This is a genomic window from Streptomyces sp. NBC_00513 (assembly GCF_041431415.1).
Lineage (GTDB): Bacteria > Actinomycetota > Actinomycetes > Streptomycetales > Streptomycetaceae > Streptomyces.
The window spans coordinates 7,986,187-8,006,362 of record NZ_CP107845.1 but is presented as its reverse complement, the minus strand read 5'-3'; the positions used below and the strand labels follow the sequence as shown (position 1 = coordinate 8,006,362).

Below are 20,176 nucleotides of genomic sequence, written 5' to 3'. Positions count from 1 at the left end.
AAACAACGGGAGTACCACCTCTCCGGGACACTCCGGTGGGCCGATATCCGGCCATCAATTCCCCGCATATCCGCTGCGCTACGGTGTCGGAGTCGGGACAGCCGTCCGCCGAAGCCGACAGACCGGAGCCCTCCGTGCAGCCCTCCCCGGAGTTCACCGGCCCGCCGCCGGGCTGGACCTCCTCAGCCTGGCCGACGGCGCGACCGCGGCCGGCCGAGGGCTCCGCGGACCTGTGGCTCCTGCGCGTCCCCGCCGCGGGACTGCCCACGGCGGACCTGGACCGGTCCGCGCTGGACGCCGGGGAACGCGCCCGGGCGGCCGGCTTCGCCCACTCCCTCGACCGGGACCGCTACACGGCCGCGCACCTCGCCCTGCGCCGGGTGCTCTCCGCGTACCGGGGCGTGCCCCCGGCGGAGCTGAGGTTCCTGCGCGAACCCTGCCCGTGCTGCGACGCACCGCACGGCCGGCCCGCCCTGGCCGGCCCCGACGCACCGCACTTCTCCCTGTCCCACACCGGTGACCTGGTGCTGATCGCGGTGGCCGGACGGCCGGTCGGCGTCGACGTGGAAGGAGTCCCGGCACCGCACAGGGCGGCCACCGTCGGCGAGGCGCTGCACCCGGCCGAGCGGAGCCAGATCCGCGGCGCACCGCCGTCGTCGCGCCCTGCGGTCTTCGCCCGGCTGTGGGCCCGTAAGGAGGCGTACCTGAAGGGCCTCGGCACCGGCCTGGGCCGCGGCCCGGACCTGGACTACCTCGGCGACCCCGCCCCCGGCGCCCCGGCCCGCCCGCCCGGCTGGACGGTCCAGGACCTCCCGGCCGGCCCGCACCACGCGGCGGCCCTGGCCCTCGCCCAGCCCCGGACCACCGCCCCCGCCCTCACCCTCCACACCCATTTCCTCGGCGCGCGAGCCGGAAATGCGGAGAGTGGCTCGGCTGCCATCTTTCCGCCGCCCCTCCCGTGACCGGTCCTGGACCATCGGGTCGTTCACGCTCATGAGCCACGGTCACAGCGCCAACGGTCACAGCCTCAGAGGCCCTGGCCGGCGGTCATTTGACGTGTGTGGCGATGGTCCGTGCGCATCCCATCGCCTCCGCGGAGGTGGTGTCGACCTCCAGGTCGTATGTCACGCCCCGGTGGACCGCTTCCGCCTGGGACGCGGCCATGCCGACGGTCCGGTCGCCCCGAGCGACCTCGCGGCCGGCGGCCACTGCCGCGTCGCACCTGACGCCGACCCACAGCACCGGCAGTTCGCCGAGGGCGTCCTGCCACCGCCGCTGCGAGGAGGCCCCGCCGAGGAAGACCTCGTCGACGATGACCCGCGCGCCCGCACGGACCATCGCGGCGACCCCCTCGATCCACGCCGCCTCCAGCGTCCGGAACTCGGGGCCGACGGTCACCTCCCCGTCCGGAGCGAACTCGATCCCGCCGTCCGACGCCCGCATGGACGCCGGCATCGCCTCGACCAGCACGTCCGTCCCGAGGGCCAGCCACGGATCCGGCAGGACCGCCTGCAGACACCGGACGATCCCGGACTTCCCCGCGCTGGAACCACCGTTGACCACGATCACCTGAGTCTTCACCGCGCCACCGTAGAGGCATCACGGCACCGCTCGAAACGCATTTCACCCGCCCCCGGTCGGCCCGGGGGCCGACGCCCGGGCGTCGGCTGGGACGAAGATGTCGTCGGTGAGGGCGGCCGGGTCGTGGGCGCGTACGAGGTCACGGGTCACCACGAAGTCTCCGCGTTCCGGGTCGTCCGGCAGGACCGCGCCGATCCGCAGGGTGACGCTCTCGCCGTCGGCCAAGCGGACCACGACGGTCCGGCCCTGCTCCAGGCCCAGCGCCCGCGCGGTCCGCTCGGTCGCCGCCGACGGGCCCGCACCGCCCGGGAGGGCGGCGTTCAGGCCTCGGTGCGGGGTGAGGCGGGTGGTGGGGAGTGCGGTGGGGCGGGCGCCGTCGTGGTCGTGGGTGACGTCCGCGAGGGGGCGGGTGTGCTCGGCGGCGCGGGCCATCCACTGCCGGATCCGGGACGGGGTGCCAGGCGCGGCCGTCCCGGCGGGCCCGGCACCGCTGATCCACGTCGTGAGGGTGAACCGGTGGTCGGCGAACCTCCCGCTGGGGCAGGTCGAGGGGACGACCTCGTGGAAGGCGCTGGCGGGGAAGAACACGAGGGTGTCGTGCTCGGGTTCGACGGTGCGGTAGGTCTCCGCCGGCCGCGCCTCGCCGCCGTAGATCAGGGTGTCGTACAGCCGCAGCTGACCGCCCTCGAAGCCGCGGGGCCGGTGGTGGAGGTAGTACACCGCGGACAGGGCCGTGCCGACGTCGCGGACGCGTGAGGCGTCGGTGTGGATGCGGTAGTGGCCCCCTCGCCGTGCGCCGGACCACCACCCGCTTCTCCTCGCATAAGGGCACACCGGGTAAGGTCCCCGGGAGTGACGTGGTCAGCACATCGGCGATGACCGCGCCGAGCACCGTGACGGCGCAGGTGCTGATTTCACATTCCCCGCTGCGGCCCGGAAAGAAGGCAGGAGCCCCCTTTTCGAGCTTGTCGACCGCGGTCATGAATCCTTGCCCTCCTCGGATCTCGTAACAGGATCTTGAACGCCGCGGCAATCCCTGCAACCGTGGAGTTCTTCGTCATGCGACCTTGGCCTTTCTATGGGCTTCGGCTCGCGCTTTGCTGACGATCAGTTCGAACGCCACTGGTGGTAGGCACCTGGTTGAGCTGCGTCGGGGGGCTGGTGTTGCGGAAGACCGGCATCGGTGTCCGGGTGGCGAAGTGGTGTCGGTGCATGTACTCGCCCCTGATCTTCACGAAGGCCTTGGCCGCAGGGCCGATGATGCCCGCAGCCTGAGGCTCGGTGGCGGTGCCGGCTTCGACGGCGCGCAGGGACTGGAGCTCCGTGACCGAGAGTTCGGCAACGATGTCCGTGTTGGCACCCTCGACGGGGGATCAGCGGTTCCGCGATCTGCCACAACCCGTCCGGAACAGACGCCTCACCACATAGGACACGGTCGAAACCCAATACAACACCCCACGCTGGCACTCCCGCCTCGGTCAGCGATCTCCGATCGCCTTCGAAAACGCCGTCCAACCAGCAGCAACTACCCTGGCCCAAGCCGCATGGACGTGTTCAGAATCCGGGATCAAGGCCCCGTGAGGGGTTGCCCCCAACACGAGCCGCCGAGTTAACTCGGTGCAGGGCCACCACTCGGTGGCCCTGCACCGAGAATCAAGGAGGCTGGCCATGCATGCCGAGATCACTGCAGACCGGACCAACCACCAGGACCAGGACACCTTCCTGATCGAGGTCATCGACGACGACGAGTTCCTCTTGCAGCTGAACAAGAACAACGCCTGCTGACCAACCATCATCAGCACTGTGGCGCGGGGCTGTTACGGGACCCGCGCCACCCTGATCCGCGGACCTGATGGGAGCCCCAGTGACAATCGAAGCAATCGTGCCGTCGCCCTACATCTGCAGCGGTGGCCAGGGGTTTCTGAGCATGGCCGGCCGCCGGATCGTGCCCATCTACCAGACCGGCGACGCGAGCATGAGGCCGGTGCCCAGCGACCTGGCCGTCCCCTCCGCAACTGGAGCAACGACATCAGTGCACTGAGCCTTTCGAACGAGCGCGGTCGCCGTCCACGAGATCGAGTGGTCTGCGGCGGTCACTGCCCGAAGCGCCGGAGCGACGGGGAGATCACCTGCCCCTCCATGAAGGCCAGTCTGCCCCCGCAGCTCTCGCTGGCCGCCCGCAGGATGGGGCTGCAACCCACCGGCCGGAGCGTCGGGCCTTCGATTCCTCAGTCGACAATGGAGCTCTGAATGCTGGTTCGCGCGGTAGACCCGCTGTTCATCCAACCCGATGCCACCGGCATCCAGGTATCGAGCCCGCTGGTGCCCGCACGGCTCCGGATAGGGCCCGAAACCGCCGAGCTCCTGATCAGTGCGCGGACCCCGCTGCCTGTACCCGAGGCTGAGTCCGGCACCACGTCCTCCTTACTGGCAGCGGTGGAGCAGCTGCTCGCGCTGGGCTTTCTGGTCAAGGTGGACGACGAACCCGTATCGGGGGCCCCGAGCCCGTGGGATGCCTGGGGGCCCGTCGCTTGGTGGTTTCACCAGCGCACCAGGAACGTGACCTTCCTCTCGGAGGAGAGGAAGGTCAGGGACTTCCGGAGCGAGTTGCTCACCCGGCCCCGGCCGAGCGGTTATGCACACCCGGGCCCGGAGACTCCGGTGCTCCTGCTTCCCCGGGTTCGCCAGCCGATGACCATGTCTTTCCAGGACGTACTGGAACAACGACGCACCCACCGCACCTTCACGGATCAGCCGGTGTCGCTTGACGCCCTCGCGACATTGCTCCACTACTCCTTCGCCCCACTCCGCTTCTCCGACTGCGGCGATCTGGGCGTCACCCAGCTGCGGGCCGCGGCCACGGGCGGTGCTCGGCACGAGACCGACGCCTACGTGGTCGTCTTCGATGTCCAGGACGTTTCACCCGGCCTGTACCGCTATGACGCGATCCGCCACGGCCTTGTCCCAGTCGATGCCCGAGCCGACCGAGAAGCCTGGGAAGGGCTGACTTCGCGGCAGGGCTTCTTCACCACAGGAAGCTTTGCTCTGATCACCGTCGCAGTTGCTGAACGGATGTCCTGGAAGTACCGGCACGCACGCGCCTATCGCTTCCTCATGCAGGACGTCGGCCACGTGGCACAGGTAGTGTCCATGACGGCTACTGCACTCGGCCTGGGTGCTGCTATCACCGGCGCGTTCCAGGACGACTTGGTCGATCAGGCGCTGGGGCTCGACCCGGGCTCGGAGTTCGCCACCTTCGTCATGGTCTGCGGCACTCCTCGGACCAGGACCGACGGCATGCCGCTCGACTCCGATTTCCCCAGCAAACCCTGGGTGCTGAGCTGAACGCACCGACTGCTATGCGCTGTCACGAACGTTCACCGGAGTTGATCAGGCGGCTTGTGGCCGTGGTCGGCCCCAGCCTGGGTGTAGTTCGCTGCGGACCTGGCACGTTCACGGCGTTGGGAGGCCAGGACGTCGGGGTGTCGGGCGTTCGCGTTGCGCCACCGCAGGTAGTCCTGCAGTGGAGCCGGTGCAAGTCGTACCAGCTCTCGATGACCCCGTTGCCCAATTGGGTGAATGCCGTCGATCTCGGTCTTGGCTGGTGGCTGAGGGGTGGAGCCTGAGGATCGGGGCTTGGGTGGCAGGCCTGCGGTTCGGTCGTGGGGCGGAGAGTCGAGTGTCGATGCGGGCAGACTCGGGTCGAGAGGTTCCTGAGGAGACGCGGATGGTGGCTCGAGCAGCGTTCCCGAAGGGCTGCCTGGCGATGCGGGTACGGGACGCGCTTGGTCCGCTCTTCGACGACGAGATCTTCAGGTCGGCGTTCGGTGTGCGGGGCCGACCCGGTGTCGCGCCGGGACAGCTGGCACTGGTCAGCGTGCTGCAGTTCGCGGAGAACTTGACCGACCGGCAGGCCGCTTCATGCTGGCCTCAAGCTGAGCCTCTCTGTACTTCCTCCACACCTACAACCACCACCGCGGCCACACCGCACTCGACGGCAACCCACCCATCAACCGTGTGAACAACCCTGCGGGTCAATACACCTAGACGCTGAGGGTCGCCCTGGAGGCGGTTGCCGTCGCAGCACCCGAGTGGCTCGCCTCCTGGATGCCTGGGGGCTGGCAAGAACAGTACGGGGCCCGGGTGGACTCTTACCGACTGCCGAGCGACGAGAGCGAGCGAACCCAACTGACTTGGCGCATCGCGGCCGACGGCTACCAGTTCCTCGAAGCGGCCGTCGGGATCAGCGCCCCGGCCTGGCTGCCGCAGGTCTCGGCTGTCGGCATCCTGCGGACCGTATGGCTCCAGCAGTTCCAGCGCACGATCACGGACGGAGTGCAGGAGGTGGCCTGACGGGGGAAGGACGAGCTCCCGCCCAGCAGAGCACGGATCACCTCGCCCTACGACCCCGACTCCCGCAACACCGTCAAGCGCGGCGCGGCCTGGGACGGCTACAAGGTCCACATCACCGAGACCTGCGACGCCAAGGAGACCGGCCAACCGAACCGGATCACCCATGTGGTGACCACGGACGCCACGGTCGGCGACCCCGTGGTCGTCGACGAGATCCACGACCAGCTCGACGCCAAGGGCCTGCTGCCGGGCGAACACCCGATGGACGCCGGCTACATCTCCGCGAAGCTCCTGCTGACGGCGCCCAGCCAGCGAGATGTCCGCGTCATCGGCCCGGTCCGGCCCATGACCCGCCGCACCGTCCAGGCAACCGGCTACGACAAGGCGTCCTTCAGTATCGACTCGGACGCTCGCCGGGCAATCTGCCCCGCCGGCGCCCACAGCCGCTACTGGACCGAAGGGCTCGACAACAACCAGCGATCCGCATCCGCTTCGCCACCGAGACCTGCGCGCCTTGCCCCTCCCGCGGGCCGACTCGACACGCTACGGTCGTCAGCTCACCGTCCGCCCACAAGATCAAGACGCCGTCCTGAACGTGTCCGCGCCGAGCAGACCACCGAGGAATGGAAGGCCGTCTACGCGATCCGCTCCGGCGTCGAAGGCACGATCCACCAGGCGGTCACGGCCGCCGGCACCCGAAGAACCCGCTACACAGGACTACGGAAGACCACCCTCGCACACGTCCTCACAGCTACCGCCGTCAACCTGCTCCGACTCGATGCCTGGTGGACTGGACAACCGCTCGCCCCCACTCGGACATCACACCTCGCCGCCCTCGACCTCGCCGCGTGAGCAATTGGACAACGGGGTCTCTCGATCCGCTCGAATATTACGGTGTGGGCGGCGGCTCTGCTGGACCAAGGGCGGCTGTCTAGGAGCGGATGCGCATCCATGTGAGGGAGTGGCGGATGCCGTCGGCGACGGTGTACTTCGGTGTCCAGGCCAGGAGTTCTGTCGCGCGGCCGCTGCGTGTGTACGCGCCAGCGATGTCTCCGGGGCGGGGCGGGGCGTCGGTCACCTTTACCGGTGTGTCGACGATGTCGTTGAAAGAGTTCACCAGCTCACGGACCGTGGTGCCGTCGCCGGTCCCCAGGTTGATGGCTGTGGACGTGATGTCGTCGGAACCGTCGAACATGCGGGCGGCGGCGACGTGCGCGGTGGCCAGATCCCATACGTGGATGTAGTCCCGGATACCGGATCCATCCCTGGTCAGGTAGTTCGTACCGGTGACCTGGAAGGCCGTACCGGCCTCATGCGCTTCAATGAGCTTGCCCAGAGCATGACTTGGCCGCTCCAGTTGGAGCCCAGTACGCATCGCGGGGTCGGCCCCGATGGGGTTGAAGTAGCGCAGCGAGAGGACACGGAGGTGCCCGGCCTCCGCGATGTCGGCGAACATGCCCTCGCAGACTGCCTTGGTGCGCGCGTACGGACTCTGCGGGTCCAGCGGTGACTGCTCGTCGACGGTGAAGTCATCACTGCTGCCGTAGATGGACGCCGAGGAGCTGAAGATCAGTCGCGTGCAGTTGTTTCGGATGAGATGAGAGACGAAGGCCAGGCTTTTGGCGACGTTCGCCTCGTAGTATCCGACCGGGTCGGCGACCGATTCAGGGACGACGATGAGGGCGGCACAGTGGATGACCATTCGGATGTCCGGGTGGTCGCGGAAGACGCGATCCACGACCTTCCCGTCAGCGATGTCTCCTTCGTAGAATTCACGACCCGCCGTGAACTCGCGCTTCCCGGTGATGAGGCTGTCAAGGATGACCGGGGTGATCCCTCCGTCGAGACACGCCGAAGCGATCGTGCTGCCGATATATCCGGCTCCGCCGGAAATTAGAACCTTCATTTGTCCTCCTTGTGGGAAGCTGTTGTGGGTTCCGGACTGCGGGAAGGGTGTGTGAGCCCTGCGATGATCAGTCTGGCAGCTCGGGCCAGTACATCGTCCGTCAGGGAGTAGGAGAGCCGGGCCCAGGTCGGTGGCGCGCCGAAGGACTCCCCCGCGGCAGCGATGACACCGCACTGCTCGTCGAGCACCTGGTGGGCCGACTCCCCCGCGCTCAAATAAGCGCTGAAGTCCGCCCAGATGAAGTACGTGGCCTGCGGGACTCTGATCTTCAGGCGCGGCAGCCCTGTATGCAGGGCGGATATCAGGTGGTCACGGGCCTGCCTCAGCCGGTCGCGCGCGTCGAGCAGCCAGGGGCTGTCGCCGTCGTATGCCGCGCTCAACGCGGCCTGTTGCAGGCCTGTTGCCTCTTGGCAGTAGTGAGCCGAGTCGGCCATCACCTTGCCGAGCAACACGGAGGAGTGCGAGAAGGCGAAGGAGCCGCCGACCGCTGCGAGGTTGTGGGACTTCGAAGCGCCAGAGAGAGTGATACTCAGCTCTGCGGCGGTCCCGCCGAGCGAGGCGAAGGGCACGTGCTGCCCGTCGAGGACGAGACGGCTGTGCAGTTCATTGGTCACCACGACCAGCCCATGGCGCTCGGCCACGTCTCGGACGGCTTCCAGTTCCGGGCGGGAGTAGCTTCGCCCCGTCGGGTTGTGCGGATTGACGAGATAGACGGCTCTCGTCCGCGGAGTGATCGCCTCCTCCAGCGAGGTGTGGCTGATGGCAGGGCCGGCGTCGAGCGGGACGGGGGTCGCTCCCGACGCCTCGATCGCGCTGCGGATGTGCTTGAACGCCGGTGACCAGTAGAGGACTTCGTCTCCTTGTGCGGCGAGGGAGCGGAGGACGTGGAAGCTCTGCGACAGACAGCCTGTTCCCAGCCAGAGGGAGTCGGAGGGAATGTGCAGTCCGTAGTGGTCGAGGTAGTAGTCGCCGATGCGCTTCGCCACCCCGCTCGAACGATGCGGGGGAGGGTAGGCGAGCGGCCATTTCATGCGTTCCTGGATCGCGTCCAGCACCCTCGGGTCCGGATCGAAGTCCATGTCCCCGAAGCTGAGGGGGATCTTCCCGGGGTACATCGTCCACTTGTAGGAGTGTGGATTGTCCGTCATCGTCAGCCGTCCTCGCCTGCGATCAGTGCGCCGGTGCGGCCGTCCCGGATCGTGATGGCTGCGGTGGGGCAGCACTGGGTGGCGTCCAGCGTCCTTGAGTCCGGTGCTGTTACCGCGGCGATGACTCTGGTCTCCCGCAGATCCATCTGGAACACGTGCCCTGCCAGGGCTGAGCAGGTCCCCGCACCGGTGCAGCGTGCCGAGTCGAGGTGGATCCGCCACGACGTTTCCTGTGCGTGCGTCACCATGTGACCGGAAGCTCCTTGAGTTCACGAACGACGAGGCCGCGGTGCCAGCGCAGTTGGTCCTCGGGCACTGCCAGACGCAGCCCGGGCAGCCGTGAGAACAAACGGCCGATGGCCGTCTGGAGTTCGACCCGGGCCAGGTGTGCGCCGATGCAGTGGTGGGTCCCGTGGCCGAGGCCCAGGTGGCGGGGAGTGGTCGGCCGGTCGAGCTTGAAGTCGTCGGGGTCGGGGAAGACGCTGGGGTCACGGTTGGCCGCGGGCATGGCGGGAACCACCGCCTCGCCGCGTCTGACGAGGGTGCCGGAGAGCGTAAGGTCCTCGGTCGCCACACGGACGAACCCGCCGCCGACACCCACCGGTACCAGCCGCATGAGTTCCTCGACCGCGGCTGGGATCAGGGCCTCGTCGGCGACGATGGCGCGGACGACGTCCGGGCGGCGAAGGAGGGTGCAGATTCCGCTGGCTAGCAGGGTGCTGGGGCTGCCGACACCACCGACCAGTAAGGCGATGGCCACGTCGACGGCCTCGCGCACGTCCAGTGGGCTTCGGCCGACGGCGTCGGGTTCGAGGAGCTCGTGGAGAAGGCTGCCGCCGGCCTCCGCGCCCCGCGCGAAGAGCAGATGCCGGGCCGTCCACTCCTCGAACTGATTCCTGGCGGCTTCACGGTGCCGCTGGGACATGGTCCTCGACCGCAGGGCGGCGGAGAAGTCCGCGAACGTGTCCCGTCCCTCCGCCGGGACGCCGAGGAGCTCGCAGACCATGAGGAGGGGGAACGGCAGAGCGAGGCCTGTCAGCAGATCAGCAGGCTTGCTGCCGGTCATGTTGTCGATCAGCTGGTCGACAAGGGTGGTGGCCCGTCCGCGGAGCGCTTCGATCCGGGGAACGGTGAAGTGCTTGGCCAGGATGCGGCGTATCCGTGTGTGCTCGGGGGCGTCCATGGCCATCATGGAACTGCTGGGCAGTACCTCGGAGGACAGCCGCGGCGCCTGCCCGGTGTTGGCGGCGGAGCGCGAGAACCGGGGGTCGGCCAGGATCTGCCGTACATCCTCGTAGCGGATCGCGAGCCACGCCTGACCGCCGTAGGGCATAGTAGCCCGGTGCAGACCGCCGCCTTGCTGGTGCAGCTGTGCATACTCCGGCTCCAGGTCGAGTGTGTGGAGGTCCGAGAACGGGTACGCAGGGGCGCTCGGCCCACCCGCGCCGGTGACCGGGCACGTCATGGGGGAAGTGGACACACTCATGTCAGGCCCTTCCGTGGCAGATCGTGTAGCCCTTCGGGTCGCGCAAGGGGCCCTGGTGGTCCGCAAACCACCGTTCCGCCCGGCGGCCGATGCCCGCAGCTGCCTCGGAGTGGCGCTCGTCGTCCGGGTGCAGACCGTAGATGCCGAGGAGCGCACGCGCGAAGGCGATAAGCGGGGCCGGCTGATCGAACACCAGGGCGTTGTCGAAGCGCTCCGACTGGACGTCGTGGAAGACGGCTGTCATGCGGTGGGCCAGGTCGTCCGAGCTGACGTGGGCCGCCGAGGACACCGGATGCGCACCCGCCTCCTCCATGGCGGCGAAGACCAGCTCGGTAGTCAAGGGCACGGTTCGGGCGTGGTTGACGCTCACCGCGACCCGGCCACCGGGCCGCAGCACGCGGGCGAACTCGTGCAGGGCGGTGTCAGGTTCCTCCACGTGATACAGCATGTGACGGGCGGTCAGTATGCCGAACCAACCGTCGCTGAAGGGCAGTCGCGTTGCGTCGGCACACACCGCGTCTGCAACCCCGAGGGCCGCGACCGCGCTCACGGCAGCGTCGGAGCTGTCCAAGGCGACCAATTCCCCGCCGACCCCCCAGGCCCTGAGGCGCTTGAGGAAGCTGCCGGTGCCGCATCCGACGTCCAGGAGGCTGTCGGAAAGGGAGGGGCGGATGACGTGGTACACCGCCTCCTCGACGTCGTCCTGGCGCTCGCTGTACTCGCTGTGGATCTTGATGCGGGTCTGTAGCGGACTGAGGTTCGCGTACTCCTGCTTCACTGACATTCGAAAACTCCTCCGGGAGGGGCGCTGAGGTGCTCGGTCGGGCTGGGGATCAGACGGCCGCCGCCCATGACGAGCATCGTGCCCCTGAGGCGATCCAGGTCTTCGAGGGGGTTTCCGCGCACGGCGAGGACGTCAGCGCGGAGACCGGGTGCGAGCCGACCGGCGTCGGCGCCGATACCGAGGGCATCCGCGTTGCCGGCGGTGGCCGCCTCGAGGATCTGCAGCGTGGTGAATCCGGCGTCCAGGTAGCAGACCAGTGATGCCGGAAGGTCGTCGTGCGGGGTTCCCGAGATCCCGCAGTCGGTGCTGACGATCAGGCGTACTCCCGCCGCGCGCATCAGGCGCAGTTGGCGTCGGCGCTCGTGCCAGGGCAGCCGCCCGGTGGCCGCGCACGCCTTCGAGTTGACCGTCGCGCCCACGGCGACGCCGTGCCTGGCCAGCTTGGCCACGAGTGCTTCGTCAACGTCGAATCCGCCCTCGGTCATCCACGTGCAGTGCTCGATCGAGTCGACCCCAACCGCGAATGCCGCCTCGATGCCCGCTCTGCCGTGAGCGTGGGCGGCGACGCGCATGCCCAGGCGCCTCGACGCGGCCACGGCCGCTCGCAGGATGTCGGCGGGGAGCTGCGGGAGGTAGGGCGAGGAGACGGGGGATGTCAGAAAGCCGCCTGTCGCCATGACCTTGGTCCAGGTTGCCCCGCCACTGTGGTTCGCGGCCACCAGGTCCGCGACGTCCTCGACCCCGGCGATGGCGCCACCCATGACGGAGCAGTGGCCGCCCACCGAAGTGAGCGGAACGCCGGAGCTGTACAAGGCCGGGCCGTCGAACCGACCGGCCAGGACGGCCTCCCGCAGTACCGTGTCTGCTCCCGCCGGGCACCCGAGATCCCGTACGGACGTGATACCGGCCCGGATCATGCGCTCGGCCGCCCTGCGGACGACTTCGTCACGGACACCGGGACTTGAGCTGGCCAAGGTTCCGAACGGGTCGGTACCGCCGTCCAGGCAGAGGTGGGCATGGCCTTCGACGAGGCCTGGCATGAGAGTGCAGCCGGGCAGCGGGATCTCGGTCGTACCGGCGCCCATGTGCGGGGCGCGGTTCCGCTCACCTACCCAGGCGATGCTCGCGCCGCTGACGAGGACGGCACCGTTAGCGATGACGCGGGAGTCTCTGCCGACGATCACACGGTCGGCCGTCAGGAGGGTGAGCTGCGGGCCGGCCTGCTCGGCGGGCTCAGTTGGCCGTACGTTCACGGTGCCTGTCCGCTTCCTCGAAGACCTCGATGACGAGGGTGCCGGGACGGATGTGCGCCGCGTGGGTCTCCCCGTCGGCGAGGTCGAACCACTGGCCTGCCCGGTACTCCACCTCCGTGCCTCCCCGGCTCATGCGGATGCCACCGGTGAGTACGACGCCCAGCTGCGGCCCGTGTGCGTGCGGGGGAACCTCGCCGCCCTGGTCGAAGGTCCAGAAGACGACCTGTCCGTGTCGGCCCGAGAGGAGGTTGCCCACCGCGCCGGGGAACGTCACATCCGCCTGTGGCATCGTCCGTATCCACGCCGGGAACGCCGTGGTCGTGGCTTGGTTCATCGAGTGGCCTTTCGAGTGGCGGTGGTGTAGCCGGGCCGATCGGTGCGACCGAAGTTGTACGGGCCCAGATAGTGGTAGTAGTCCAGACGCAGGAGCGTGAGGGTGTCGCCGAGCGCCGCCGGTGTGTCTGGGGTGTTCTGGATGCGCGTGATCGCCTGTCGTGCCTCGAACAGCTCCCCGGGATCGAGCTTGCGCAGGATGTCGGTGGTGGCCCTGTGCGCCTCGCGGGCCGTGACGGGCTCGGCGAAGAGCTCGAAGAAGTGACCGATCAGGCAGAGCTGGTAGAGGTGCAGCAACTCGTCTGTCCGGCGGGCCCGTTCACGCAGCAGACTCGGCAGTTGCCCATCGCGCCTGTTCGTGCCCAAGTCGCCACCCAGCAGCGCGATCAGCAGATGTCGCACCAGTGCGTGGCCCTCCTCGGGGCCGAAGGGGTTAGCCAAGGACAGCTCCCGGGCTCTGACCAGGGCGCTGACCACAGCTGCCGGGACCGGTCCCACAGGGCGGGTATAGGCGTCGAGGAGGTCCGCGTATCGGCTCTCGCGCAGCTCGATGCCCGGTGCAGTGGCGCGCAGAAGCTCCAGAAGAAGTTTCCTGAGCTGATGCACACGGGAGTCTCGGACGACGGCGGCTCCACGCATGCCGGGCTCTGGCAGCAGGAGGTAGTTGCCCAGCTGGTGGGTCACCACCTCGATGGCTTCCTGTGTGCCGACCGGGGGACGCACGGGCGCAGGAGAACCGGGGCGGGTTCGCAGCGGGCGTCGCGCGCCGTGCCACAGGTCGTTTCCGAAGTAGGAGCGGACACGGTGAAGGTGGCCCTCGTGGACGCGGAAGCACGTCGGCAGGAAGCCGGCATCGACGCGGCGCAGGTGGTCTATGAGCAGCTGGACCAGACCCGACTCCTCGTCGTTGCTGGGTACCACGAGGACGAAATCGAGGTCGGAGGCCAACTCGTAAGCGCCAGTGGAGTTCTGTACGACGGCAGCCTCGGAGCGGGCCAGCGAGCCGGCCAGGAAGAGCCCGGCCTTATCCGACGCGCGGCTGATGAACCCCGCTGCCTCATCAAGGTAGCTGTGCAGGCGTCCGCTGATCTGTTCGCGCGCCTCTTCGGGCACGTAGCGGGTGCGGTCGAAGAACGACCCGTGCCAGGTCTGTTCCGTGCGTAGCGTCATACGGCGAACTCCGGCCGTACGGCGCTCTGCAGAGGTGCCGGCAGCCACGGCTCGTAGGCGAGGCAGACGGCGCTCATCTCCTGGCCGGTGCCGCCGGCACGGATAGCGGTCTCCATCCGGTCCAGAACCGTCCGCGTGAGCGGCAGACTGGCCTTGCCCGCGTCATCGCCCCCGCGGTCGGCGAGCGAGCGCAGTGCATAGCGGATGTCCTTGGCGATGGTGTCAAGGCTGCACATGATGGTGCTGTGGTCGCCGGAGAGCATGCGGGGGCCCATGGATTGGGCCACCGGCGCCGCCCAGCCGTACGTGCTGAGCGTGGTGAGCGCCTGAGCGGTGTCGAGGCCGGCCGCCGCAGCGAGGCTCAGGGACTCGGCGAGGCCCAGCAGCGCTGTTGCCGCGGCGAGGTTGTGGGCCAGCTTGTAGCGCATGCCCGCGCCGGAGGCTCCGAAATGGATGACATGTTCGGTGAAGGCCGCGATCACCGGGCGTGCCTGGGTGAGGTCCTCCGCGTCGCCTCCGGCGAACCCGATGAGGGTGCCCTGGCGCGCTCGTGGCACGCTCCCGGTCACGGCAACGTCGAGAGGGCGCACTCCGTGGCTGCGGCAGACCGCTGCCCAGGTCGACACATGGTCTGCCGAGACGGTGGACAGTTCGACTGCGATAGTGCCGGCGCGCATCACGGCCAGCGCACCGGCCGGGCCCGTCCACACCGCCTGACTGGCCTCGTCATCGGCCACACACGAGAGGACGGCATCCGCCTCGTCGGCGGCCTGTGCGGCCGTTGGCCAGATGGTCACGCGCTCTGCTGCGAGGTGCTGGACCCGCTCGGGCGACCGGTTGAAGACCCGCACGGTCAACCCGGACCGTGCGAGACAGTTGATGATCTCGGTGGCCATCAGGCCGCCTCCGAGGACTGCGACGCTCGGGGATCCGCCGTCGCGCCCGGGGGTGTCGCTGGTGTTCATGCGCCGGTCTCCTGCCTTCCTGCCGGCTCAGCGGTGGGCGTCGTAGTCGTGGAGGCCTTCGGTGCGTGGCCGCTCGCCCGCCGATACAGGCACCAGAGCATCTGGGGCTCGAAGACCTCGGTGATCTCCAGGTGTCGGACCCTGCGGACCACGTCGACCGAGCCGATGCACGCGTCGACGGCGCCGGAGGCCGCGAGGTCGACGGCGAGGGGTTTGGCGTCGACGAACGTCCTGTCGGCCGCGGCGGGGAGGTGCAGGTCCGCGAAGACCGTCGTGGAGGGGTGCAGTGCCACGGAGCCGACTTCGTCGGGGTGCACCACGCGGTCGCGGTTGACAGCGACGCACATCGGCTTCGTCCTGCGCACCCAGGTGCGCGAGATCTCCATCCGCCCGACGTACCGGAAGTGCAGGCCGACCCATGAGTCGGATATCGCTCGGTCGTCGCGGGCCGTGTAGCCGGCGCAGATCAGGGCGTATGAGTCCTCCTGCCACGCGACCTCCATGGCGCGTGGAAAGGACTCGACGAGCTGGACAGGGCCGAGGGCGCGGGCGACGTGGTGGGCGTCGGTGTCCGCCGGTCCGAGCGTCACCACGCTACGCGGCCCTCTCACGCGGCCGCTCCCGCGCCTGGGGCCGTCACCGCTTGGTCCAGGGGCTGTTCCGCCTGCTCTCTGCCACGAGCAGCCCATTCGACGACGCGTGGAGCCAGGAGGGCGAAGGCCAGATACACCAAGGCGAGAGTGGCCCAACCCGCCTGTCCCATGGAGACGCACACGAGCGTGGCGAGGAGCGGTCCTGCCATCGCGAACGCGTCCGAGCCGAGTTCGAAGACCCCTTGGTATAGGCCGAGGCTGGTACGCGGGGCCAGCGCCACCGACAGCTCGAACTCCGCGGCCCCGTACCAGATCTCGCCGAAGGTGAGGAGCGTTCCCATGACGACAACGGCCAAGGCCACCAGCCAGGGAGAGGAATGCGAGAAGGCGGCCAGTATTCCGAACCCGAGCGCCAGCCACAGGCCGGACTTCCTCCAGGCACCCAGGGCGTCGCGATAGTTGTGGACAGTGGAGGAAGCACGCACCTGCAGGAGCACGGTGAGTACGAAGTTCACGAAGAACACCAGCGACGTGAGCGAGCGCGGTACACCGCCGTGCGCGGCGATCCACAGTGGAAGGCCCAGGAAGAACACCTGCTGGTGGAAGCCCAGAAGACCGTTGAGCAGGCCGACCGAGCAGTACTTGACGTCCTTGAGCGCGGCGCGCACCCGCCCTCCGGCCCGGTCGCGCGGTGCCGTGGCAGGGACCTTGGCAGGGACCTTGGCCCAGCACTGGACCACGGCCGCCGACACGAAGCTGGCGCAGTTGATCAGGAAGCCGACCTCGAAGGCGGCCGGCGAGGCGTCGACCAGGATGATCGCGCTGATTCCCATCCCCGCGGCGAGACCGATATTGGACGACGCGTTCATCTGTGCGCGTAGGACGTTGCGCTGGTCGCCTCCCGCGCCGGCCACCAATACGTTGCGTCCCAGGCGCACCGCCTGGGACGCAACTTTGCCGAGCGTGACCAGCAGGGTGAACGCCACCACATCCCTGATGAGGATGAGGAGACCGGCCACCAGCGCCTGAGCGGCATAGCCGAGCGCCAGCACTGCTCGCGGCCCTACGAGGTCGCAGGCCCTGCCGACCGGGATGTTCATCAGCATCCCGACGAGGCTCGCCAGGAGCAGCCCGGTGCCGACCTGCACGGCGGAGATGTGGACGATAAGGATGAGGTAGAGAGGGAAGATCGTGAAGTGGACCCCCGTACCCGCGCTGTCAATAAGACTGGCCAGAACGAACCTGCGCTGAGTAGCGGAGCGCGGAACGTTCTGGGTCCACCACATCTTTGGTGAAATCATTCTCTCACCCAATACATTCGCTGCGGCCGGTTCGACCGGCCAGGGTCAGTTCAATTCGGTTCGATAAGCCTGTGCGTCGGCGGCCGGGTCGAGGTCTTCCAAGAGGTCAAGACACTCGATCGCAGATTCACGGTCACCAAGCTCCCGCTGGCATTCGTAGGCCCTGAAAGCTCCCACGGCGCCCCGTGCTTCGCCGCCCTGAGCACTGCGGACGAAATGGTCCGCCGCTTCAGAGAGCCGGCCGGCCTGGGCGAACACCTCGCCGATGTAGTACTGGCTCTCGGCGTAGTGCGGCTCGATCTTGTCGATCTCCGCGATCACATCCGCGATCTCGTCCGGGTCATGGCCAACCTGGTTCTTGACGGTGACTTCCAGCAGAAGCCGGTGGTTCTCCTGCCACAGGTGGCGGATGAGCTCGTCGCCGGACTTCTCAGCTTCCGCCGCGAGGGCCTTGTCGGCATCGCGTGTCGACCGCAGGTCCAGCAGTGTGGTGTCCCGCTCTTCCATCCGCCACGACCTGAGTGCCTTCATCCGGTGGAACCGGCTGGTCACCAGAGCGGCGAGCCACGGCTCGTGCACGTCGAGCTGCCCCAACATCCTCTCGGCCCGGGCGAGTTCCTCATCGACCCTGACGAAGTCGCTTTCCTTACGCAGCACGTGGCCGGCGAAGCTGACCGTCACAAGGAGGCGCAGCGCCGGCTCCGTCGCCTTGTTGCTGAGGATCCGCAGCGCGGACACGCTGGGCTCGTGGTGGAGGTCGCGCTGCCGTACGACCCTGGAGTGCTCGTAGCAGTAGTGCTGCTCCAGGGGGTCGGGGCTCTCCGGGTTCGGGCGCGGCGCTTCCAGCAGGGGCAGGCTGGCGGTCAGGCTACCCAGCACGGCTGTGGCCTGTAGGCGGCGCAGCGGGGAGGCTCCGTGCAGCTCCTCGTGCCACGTCTCTCGCAGTTCGGCCATGGCGGGCGACAGCTCGACGTCGGATCCGATCTGGTCCGCGGCCCGCGCCTGACCGAGGACCCATGGCCGCAGACCGCCCGCGGCGTAAGTCGAGAACCAGGGCCGCGAGAGGGTGTCCGCGGCGTCGCGCTTGCGCGACTGGTGCCAGGTGAGGGAGGCATTGAGGGCGAGGAGATGGCTCGCTGGGTCCGACTCGAGCGTGATCCAAGGGAGCCACATGCTCTGTAGGGCCGAGACGTCCAGGCGCTTGGCTTCGCGGAATGGTTGTTCGCTCAGCGTACGGTTGTACGGGATGGGGTAGCCCTGCGACATATGGCCTCTTCGTATTCTTTTACGTTCTTGCACGCCGACGCGAGCATTCTGGGAATTGAACAGGAAATGGCGGGGGCCCGGGAAGAGCCCCCGCCATTTTCGTTGACTCAGGAGGTGCACTTGCCCATCAGCTGGCCAAGAGCGCGAGCGTTCTCGCGGATCATTTATCTACACCCCCTTTCGGGGTTTCGTTGAAGAACTTGGTTCAGGAGGTGCACTTGCCCATCAGCTGGCCAAGAGCGCGAGCGTTCTCGCGGATCATTTATCTACACCCCCTTTCGCTCTCGCTGGATTGATCGACGGGAATTCTGGCCCGTCATCCGGAGTGCGTTCCGGGAGAATCGGAAAGCCTCACTCCGGCGTACCGGTCCCTCCGGCGGCCGGCCGCCGAGGGGATCCGAACTCTGGGGGGCGTCCGTGGGGCCCGCCGTCAGGGGCCGCGCCCTCAATGGGGGCGGGTTCACTGTCCGCGAGGGGGCGCGGAGGGGCGGGGTCGTCGTTACCCCAGGACGTGTTGAGGAGCGCGACGCCGAGCGACTGATATGGGTCGGCCTGGAGCCCTCGGGTGACCGTTGACACGCCCGCGCCGCTCGGTGACGTGAGCGGTGCCGGTCCGCTGGCGCCGGCAGGTGTCGCGAGGGCATACAGAGCGGTCATGGTCGCAGCGGCGCCGACAGCAGTGCGGAGAAAACGGTTCACAACGAGATCCTTCATGACATAGGCGTCGAAGAGGAGCGAACAGTGGCCCTACGGATAGTGGCGTCGTTCCTGCCGATGTCAGGATTCTTTCCTGTACGCCCCCGCTGGACCAGGCATGATGCCCGTCATTAAAGTGTCAGATCTACAGAGGACAGGGGGACGAAATGCCTCATACGGACATAACTGGCAACTTAGATGCATCGATGGCAAGAGGGGTGGCGGCGACCGCGCAAAGCGCCGGGCGTGCCCCCCTCCCAAACACTCCGGGCGTCTCTGACGACTGGGAGTTGGACTGGCGCGTCTATGACCATGTGCGTGCGCACGGCCACCTAGATCCCTCTGCCCTCGCCGGAGACCTCGACATCGATGAACGAGAAGCCGGCGCAGCACTGGACCGACTGGCCACGCGGCACCTGGTCCGCTTCAACCCGACAGCTCCCCATCAGGGACGCGCCCTGTTGCCGCAGACAGCCCTCACAGACCTCACCGCCGAAGTCGAGGCCCGCATCGCTGCCGAAACCGCCGCCCATCGGCAGCGCCTGGCCGCCCTGTGTGAGGACATCCATCGCTTCACACGCATGAGCCACTCCGACATACCGGATACCGACCCGGGCGCGGTGACAGTCCTGCCCGACATCACGGCAGTCCACGCACTGCTGGAGCAGGAGGCCGCCGCCTGTCGCGACGAGGTCATCGCCTGTCAGCCCGGCGACGTCTCCCGCAACCCCGCCAACCTCGAACCGGCCCTGGCCCGCGACCGCGCCCTCCTCGAACGCGGTGTCCGCATGCGTACCTTGCAGCAGCACTCGGTCCGCTTCCACGGCCCCACCCAGGCCTACGTCGCCGCGGCCACCGCCCTGGGCGGCGAGTACCGCACCGCCCACGAACTCTTCGGCCGGCTCATCATCTTTGATGACACTGTCGCGTTCCTGCCCGCCGACACCACCACCTGGGGCGCCGTCGTCGTCCGAGAACCCCACCTCATCGCTTACCTTCGTGGCATCTTCGAGCAGGCCTGGACCCACGCCACGGTCTTCGTCGACCCCACCACTCTCGGCTCCGAAGGCCTCGAACGGGCTGCCCGCGACATCGACGCCACCCTGCTGAGACTGCTCGCCGCAGGCCTCAAGGACGAAACAATCGCCCGCCGCCTGGGCCTGTCGCTGCGCACCATCCGACGTCGTGTCGCAGACCTGCTCGAACGCCTCGGCGCCGAGAACCGCTTCCAGGCCGCCGTCATCGCCACCCGCACCGGTCTCCTCGACGCCCCCGACAACGGGCCCACCCTGTCCTGACTGCCCCTGCCAGACGTTGCGGTCCGCAGAGTCACCTCGGTGA

20 protein-coding genes and 1 pseudogene are annotated in these 20,176 nt (G+C 68.2%); 5 read left to right on the top strand and 16 right to left on the bottom strand.

The features are described from left to right. Positions 1-134 precede the first annotated feature (134 nt). Entirely contained in the window at positions 135-962 is an 828-nt protein-coding gene (locus OHA84_RS36110) for a 4'-phosphopantetheinyl transferase superfamily protein (RefSeq protein ID WP_266967310.1), read from the top strand. A gap of 85 nt (positions 963-1,047) precedes the next feature. Here the strand turns inward: OHA84_RS36110 and cpt are convergent, their stop codons facing one another. Then, positions 1,048-1,581, bottom strand: coding sequence for a chloramphenicol phosphotransferase CPT (gene cpt, locus OHA84_RS36105; protein WP_266967311.1), 534 nt, complete (start codon positions 1,579-1,581; stop codon positions 1,048-1,050). A 42-nt stretch (positions 1,582-1,623) separates the two neighbouring features. Further along, the gene (locus OHA84_RS36100) at positions 1,624-2,415 is read right to left on the bottom strand and encodes a 2OG-Fe(II) oxygenase (protein ID WP_266967313.1); all 792 of its coding nucleotides are present in this window, start codon (positions 2,413-2,415) and stop codon (positions 1,624-1,626) included. Positions 2,416-3,831: 1,416 nt separating this feature from the next. Between OHA84_RS36100 and OHA84_RS36095 the strand changes: the two genes are divergently transcribed. Further along, positions 3,832-4,926 (top strand): SagB/ThcOx family dehydrogenase, encoded by a 1,095-nt coding sequence (locus tag OHA84_RS36095; RefSeq protein WP_266967314.1) that lies wholly within the window; start codon positions 3,832-3,834, stop codon positions 4,924-4,926. Positions 4,927-4,971: 45 nt separating this feature from the next. On the opposite strand, the pseudogene OHA84_RS36090 reads toward OHA84_RS36095, so the two are convergent. Beyond that, positions 4,972-5,105: pseudogene (locus OHA84_RS36090) on the bottom strand (IS630 family transposase); the annotation flags it as partial. Positions 5,106-5,724: 619 nt separating this feature from the next. On the opposite strand from OHA84_RS36090, the gene OHA84_RS36085 reads away from it, so the two are divergent. Continuing rightward, positions 5,725-5,934, top strand: coding sequence for a hypothetical protein (locus OHA84_RS36085; RefSeq protein WP_266967316.1), 210 nt, complete (start codon positions 5,725-5,727; stop codon positions 5,932-5,934). A 36-nt stretch (positions 5,935-5,970) separates the two neighbouring features. Continuing rightward, positions 5,971-6,786: a transposase gene (locus tag OHA84_RS36080; protein WP_266973796.1), complete on the top strand. Its 816-nt coding sequence runs from the start codon at positions 5,971-5,973 to the stop codon at positions 6,784-6,786. A gap of 79 nt (positions 6,787-6,865) precedes the next feature. Here OHA84_RS36080 and galE read toward each other — a convergent pair whose 3' ends face one another. The 13 genes from galE to OHA84_RS36015 form a co-directional block, all read right to left on the bottom strand. Continuing rightward, positions 6,866-7,840: a UDP-glucose 4-epimerase GalE gene (galE, locus tag OHA84_RS36075; RefSeq protein ID WP_266967318.1), complete on the bottom strand. Its 975-nt coding sequence runs from the start codon at positions 7,838-7,840 to the stop codon at positions 6,866-6,868. Next, positions 7,837-8,988, bottom strand: coding sequence for a pyridoxal phosphate-dependent aminotransferase (locus tag OHA84_RS36070; RefSeq protein WP_266967320.1), 1,152 nt, complete (start codon positions 8,986-8,988; stop codon positions 7,837-7,839). Before OHA84_RS36070 ends, galE begins: the two co-directional genes overlap by 4 nt. Before the next feature lie 2 nt (positions 8,989-8,990). Further along, positions 8,991-9,236 carry a ferredoxin gene (locus tag OHA84_RS36065; RefSeq protein ID WP_266967322.1) on the bottom strand — a complete coding sequence of 82 codons (246 nt, stop codon included), beginning with the start codon at positions 9,234-9,236 and terminating at the stop codon, positions 8,991-8,993. Further along, complete coding sequence (locus OHA84_RS36060; protein ID WP_266967324.1) at positions 9,230-10,453, bottom strand: cytochrome P450; 1,224 nt, start codon at positions 10,451-10,453, stop codon at positions 9,230-9,232. Before OHA84_RS36060 ends, OHA84_RS36065 begins: the two co-directional genes overlap by 7 nt. Positions 10,454-10,475: 22 nt before the next feature. Continuing rightward, positions 10,476-11,258 carry a class I SAM-dependent methyltransferase gene (locus OHA84_RS36055; RefSeq protein WP_266967326.1) on the bottom strand — a complete coding sequence of 261 codons (783 nt, stop codon included), beginning with the start codon at positions 11,256-11,258 and terminating at the stop codon, positions 10,476-10,478. After that, complete coding sequence (locus OHA84_RS36050) at positions 11,249-12,511, bottom strand: amidohydrolase family protein (protein WP_266967328.1); 1,263 nt, start codon at positions 12,509-12,511, stop codon at positions 11,249-11,251. Before OHA84_RS36050 ends, OHA84_RS36055 begins: the two co-directional genes overlap by 10 nt. Beyond that, positions 12,492-12,800 (bottom strand): hypothetical protein, encoded by a 309-nt coding sequence (locus tag OHA84_RS36045; protein ID WP_266967330.1) that lies wholly within the window; start codon positions 12,798-12,800, stop codon positions 12,492-12,494. Before OHA84_RS36045 ends, OHA84_RS36050 begins: the two co-directional genes overlap by 20 nt. 41 nt (positions 12,801-12,841) lie before the next feature. Continuing rightward, the gene (locus OHA84_RS36040) at positions 12,842-14,014 is read right to left on the bottom strand and encodes a hypothetical protein (RefSeq protein WP_266967332.1); all 1,173 of its coding nucleotides are present in this window, start codon (positions 14,012-14,014) and stop codon (positions 12,842-12,844) included. Further along, complete coding sequence (locus OHA84_RS36035; protein WP_266967334.1) at positions 14,011-14,979, bottom strand: NAD(P)-dependent oxidoreductase; 969 nt, start codon at positions 14,977-14,979, stop codon at positions 14,011-14,013. Before OHA84_RS36035 ends, OHA84_RS36040 begins: the two co-directional genes overlap by 4 nt. Further along, on the bottom strand, positions 14,976-15,572 hold the full coding sequence (locus OHA84_RS36030) for a hypothetical protein (protein WP_371591561.1): 597 nt from the start codon (positions 15,570-15,572) through the stop codon (positions 14,976-14,978). Before OHA84_RS36030 ends, OHA84_RS36035 begins: the two co-directional genes overlap by 4 nt. A 14-nt stretch (positions 15,573-15,586) precedes the next feature. Further along, positions 15,587-16,873, bottom strand: coding sequence for an MFS transporter (locus tag OHA84_RS36025; protein WP_371591560.1), 1,287 nt, complete (start codon positions 16,871-16,873; stop codon positions 15,587-15,589). Positions 16,874-16,918: 45 nt separating this feature from the next. Further along, entirely contained in the window at positions 16,919-18,139 is a 1,221-nt protein-coding gene (locus OHA84_RS36020) for a lipopolysaccharide assembly protein LapB (RefSeq protein ID WP_266967340.1), read from the bottom strand. A 1,028-nt stretch (positions 18,140-19,167) separates the two neighbouring features. After that, on the bottom strand, positions 19,168-19,404 hold the full coding sequence (locus OHA84_RS36015; protein ID WP_266967342.1) for a hypothetical protein: 237 nt from the start codon (positions 19,402-19,404) through the stop codon (positions 19,168-19,170). A gap of 12 nt (positions 19,405-19,416) precedes the next feature. Between OHA84_RS36015 and OHA84_RS36010 the strand changes: the two genes are divergently transcribed. Beyond that, positions 19,417-20,133, top strand: coding sequence for a helix-turn-helix transcriptional regulator (locus tag OHA84_RS36010; RefSeq protein WP_266967344.1), 717 nt, complete (start codon positions 19,417-19,419; stop codon positions 20,131-20,133). Positions 20,134-20,176 lie beyond the last annotated feature (43 nt).